Origin of the sequence: Parasphingorhabdus sp. (assembly GCF_049667325.1) — a bacterium.
In the GTDB taxonomy this organism is placed as follows: Bacteria; Pseudomonadota; Alphaproteobacteria; order Sphingomonadales; family Sphingomonadaceae; genus Parasphingorhabdus.
Genome location: NZ_JBATHY010000144.1, coordinates 1 through 4,154, shown reverse-complemented (window position 1 = coordinate 4,154; position 4,154 = coordinate 1). Strand labels below are relative to the sequence as shown.

4 protein-coding genes are annotated in these 4,154 nt (G+C 56.5%); 2 read left to right on the top strand and 2 right to left on the bottom strand.

Annotated features, from left to right (window positions below):
• Positions 1–305 precede the first annotated feature (305 nt).
• Positions 306–1,001 carry a hypothetical protein gene (locus WBM93_RS06750; RefSeq protein ID WP_424429909.1) on the bottom strand — a complete coding sequence of 232 codons (696 nt, stop codon included), beginning with the start codon at positions 999–1,001 and terminating at the stop codon, positions 306–308.
• Between the two features lie 175 nt (positions 1,002–1,176).
• Here WBM93_RS06750 and WBM93_RS06745 point away from each other — a divergent pair, with 175 nt between their 5' ends.
• Together WBM93_RS06745 and WBM93_RS06740 are read left to right on the top strand one after the other, a co-directional pair.
• A complete protein-coding gene (locus tag WBM93_RS06745) occupies positions 1,177–2,574 on the top strand; it encodes a cytochrome P450 (protein ID WP_424429907.1) in 1,398 nt (465 codons plus the stop codon).
• A gap of 397 nt (positions 2,575–2,971) precedes the next feature.
• The gene (locus WBM93_RS06740; protein ID WP_424429905.1) at positions 2,972–3,343 is read left to right on the top strand and encodes a DUF4345 domain-containing protein; all 372 of its coding nucleotides are present in this window, start codon (positions 2,972–2,974) and stop codon (positions 3,341–3,343) included.
• Between the two features lie 62 nt (positions 3,344–3,405).
• Here WBM93_RS06740 and WBM93_RS06735 read toward each other — a convergent pair.
• Positions 3,406–4,154, bottom strand: a 749-nt coding sequence (locus tag WBM93_RS06735) for an ATP-binding cassette domain-containing protein (RefSeq protein WP_424429902.1), incomplete at its 5' end; no start/stop codon positions are given.

Below are 4,154 nucleotides of genomic sequence, written 5' to 3'. Positions count from 1 at the left end.
GCGCCGCCGGTCCGCCAATGATGACGCCATGCTGCGGATGCTTTTCCGACGGGGTGTATTCGTCGGGTTGAATGTCGCTAAATGCGCTTGCCATCGACCAAAATCCTCGAAACTTAACTCGTGATCCAAGGATATAGGCTATTTACGATGATTACAATTGTCTTAACCTTTAGACTGGACGCCCATCGGCAAGCTGTCCGATCTTGTCAAATTCGTTGCATCTACCGGTTTTCGCGACGGTAAAATGGGCGTGTTTTGCGGAAAGGCAGCAATCGTTCGGGACGGGGACAGCGGGGTGTCGATATCTATTCGTCGCTAAGCCGTTCACGCGCGTTGGGATTGGTCCGCGGTGATTGGCGCGGAGTTTCCGGTCGTGGCGGGCTGGATGCCTGGGCAGGGCGCGCTTGCGGCTGCTGGATCGCTCTCGTCGGGCGCCCGTTGCCCTGTCCCGCCCGGTCGCCGCGATTACGGGCAGGGGTGGCCTGGACATTGCGGTCGGACCGTGTTGTTCTTGTCACCGGACGGACGCCGCGGGCGCTACGCGTCCCTATATTGTTACGGTCGTCGCTGCGCCTTTGATCGCGCACGCCGTCGCCGCGCCCAGACCGATCGTCACGCCGATCGGCATGCCGTTCCGCGTTCCGATGGCGTCCTCTGGCGTGGTGCCCGCCAAATTGAGCGCGCTGTCTGGCCCAATGGCGCCGGTGATGATCGCGCATCGCGTGGCGCTGGCCGCCGCGGTCGAAGAGAAAGACACCATAGCCGGGATAATAATATTGATCATACCAGCCGCCGCCGAAACCGATATTGGCAAAGCCGTAGCCATAGTCGCACGCATAATAGTCGTCGAAGGGGGCATAGGGATCGCAGTCATAGCCACGATTGTTGACATAGCCGTCGCCATAATAACCGGAACCGCCGTACATACAGCCGCCCAGGCTCAACAGCGCACCAATCGCCACCACGGACTTCAGCGATCGGGGCATCGTAAAACGGGTCATGATCGTTTCCCTCGAAACCGGCCATAGCAGCACGGCATGTGCCTGGTCGCGGTTCTTTTTCCATTGCTGCGATACTTATCCTGCCGCGATTGAATAATGGATGAATGGAGGGTCTTGCTGACATTAATGAAAGTAGCTAGTAGGATGATGTAACTTTGGTTCAGGAGCTCTACCCTTGGCGACGATTTCAGCAAAACCGCATGGATATCCCTATCAGGAATCTGCCAATCCGCATTGGGTAAAAACACCGAGCGACGAGCAACTGTCGCATATTCCCGGCGAACACGGCTTGCCGATATTGGGAACGACGCTGAAGGTTCTCAAGGACCCGATCGGTTTTGGCAAATATATGTTCGAACGCTATGGTTCGGTCTATCGCACTTATAGTTTCGGCAAGCAGAATGTCATGCTGCTTGGTGCCGATGCGACCGAAATGGTGATGTTCAACAAGGACAAGATATTTTCCAGCGAGCAGGGCTGGGGTCCGGTGCTTAACAATCTCTTTCCGCGCGGATTGATGTTGATGGATTTTGACCGGCACAGGGCCGACCGCAAGGCGCTCTCGGTTGCTTTTAAACCCGGACCAATGAAGCATCATTGCGAGGTGTTGGGGACCGGCATATTGGAACGTGTCGCAGAGTGGGGCGGAACCGCATTCGAATTTTATCCGGCGATCAAGTCGCTTTCGCTCGATACCGCAGCCAGCGCCATTCTCGGCATCCCGTGGGGGCCGGAAGCAGACACGATCAACAAGGCCTTTGTCGACGAGGTGCAGGCGTCGATTGGTGTCGCGCGTTCGCCCATCCCATTCACTAAAATGTGGAAGGGCGTGAAGGCGCGCGAATATCTGCTCGACTATTTCACCCCTCAAGTGAAGGAGCGGCGCGCCAAGGGCGGAGAGGACATCTTTACCCAGATATGCCTCGCAACCCATGAGAATGGAGAGCTTTTGACCGAAGATGAAGTCGTCGATCACATGAACTTCCTGATGATGGCGGCGCATGACACGATCACTTCTTCGGCGACCAGCATGGTCTATTTACTCGCGAAAAATCCCGAATGGCAGGATCGCTTGCGCGATGAATGCCTCTCGGTTGCACCGGCCGGAACGGTGCTGACCATGGAACAACTGGGCAAGCTGGAACTCACCGAGTTGGCGTTCAAGGAATCGCTGCGCCTGATCCCGCCGGTGCCGAGCATCCCGCGCCGCGCGCTCAAGGAATTTACCTTCCGCAACTACACGATACCCGCCGGTACCAATGTCGGTATCAGCCCGCAATTTGTTCACAAGATGGAGAAGCACTGGCCCGATCCGGAAAAGTTCGATCCGTTGCGCTTCACGCCGGAAAACAGCGCCGGGCGTCACAAATATGCATGGGTGCCTTTTGGCGGCGGCGCGCATATGTGTCTGGGCCTCCATTTCGCCTATATGCAGATCAAGATCCTGATGCACGCAATGCTGACCCAGAACCGTATCGTGCTGCAAGGCGGTGAGGATCATGTGCCGAAATGGCAGGCTTTTCCGATTCCGCAGCCAAAGGACGGACTGCCGGTCCGGCTCGAACGGCTGTAACTGCGTTGCGTGCACAAATGCCGCTTCAGCATTTTTCTTGATCGGTGCAACCGTGCCCGTTCATCTATCGATCGTCGTTATGCCACTGCGGTTGCACACAAAAATTGACAGTCCATTCCCTCCGTGCCAATCTTCATTTGTAACGGGGTTTAAAATAGGGCGCATATACCATCGGAACTTGTTTCATCTGCTCGGCCGTTTCGCGCGGCAAGCCGAGCCTGCCCGCTTCGGGGAGGCGGATGGAAAGTTTGTAAACCTGGTCGCCGGTTGGAGTCAGATGAGGGGGCTCAGTGACTGGCAGACAACATATTCTCAATCGGCAATGGGCAGGAATTAAATCTGTCACGTCGCCAGATCTTTCCCCGTCGGGGAAGACGGGAAAGCAGAGGGAAAACACATGATAGCATTTCGTTTTGTGACCATATTGATTGGCTTGATACCGCTCTGGTTTGGATTGAACGGGATGTTTTTCGGCGCAGCAGAGCATATGGGCGCTGAGCCTTTCAGCGCCGCGATGGATAACCAGTATCGTTACCTTTCCGGCGTCTATATCGGTGTCGCGCTGATGATCTTCTACAGCTCTGGCGATATCAGGCGAAGGGGTGACCTGTTCCGCTTTGCAATCATCGCCATCTTCATCGGCGGCTGCGCAAGGGCAATATCCTATCTGACGATCGGTGCACCGCCTACCGAACAAATTGCCGGAATGATTGTTGAATTGCTGGCGCCACTATTGCTGCTCTGGCGCGCGCGCGGGGTGCGATACTAAAGGAAACAAGCCGCGCACCTGATTGCGAAATCAGCCAAATAATCGCTGCTGATAATCACCGCTTACTTCGCCAGCATATCCTTCAGATAGCCGCCGGTATAGCTGGCCTTGACCTTGGCCACCTCTTCCGGCGTGCCTTGCGCGACAATCTCGCCGCCGCGAACGCCGCCTTCGGGGCCTAGGTCGAGGATATGGTCGGCGGTCTTGATGACGTCGAGATTATGCTCGATCACCACCACGCTATTGCCCTGTTCGACCAGCCGGTGGAGCACCTGCAGCAACTTTCGGACATCCTCGAAATGCAGGCCGGTGGTCGGCTCATCGAGAATATAGAGCGTCTGCCCGGTCGAGCGCTTGGAAAGCTCCTTGGCCAGTTTCACCCGCTGGGCTTCACCGCCGGACAGGGTCGTCGCTTGTTGCCCGACTTTCACATAGCCCAGTCCCACTTCATAGAGCATCGCCATCTTGTCGCGGATCGGCGGCACCGCCTTGAAAAAGCTCACCGCATCTTCGACCGTCATATCGAGAATATCGGCGATCGACTTGCCCTTGAATTTCACCTCGAGCGTTTCGCGATTATAGCGTTTGCCGTGGCATTCCTCGCAGGTGACATAGACGTCAGGCAGAAAGTGCATCTCGATCTTGATCAGCCCATCGCCGCGACACACTTCGCAGCGACCACCCTTGACGTTGAAGCTGAACCGGCCCGGCTTGTAGCCGCGCACCTGCGCCTCGGGCAGACCGGCAAACCAGTCACGGATATTGGTGAAGGCACCGGTATAAGTCGCGGGGTTCGAACGCGGTGTGCGGC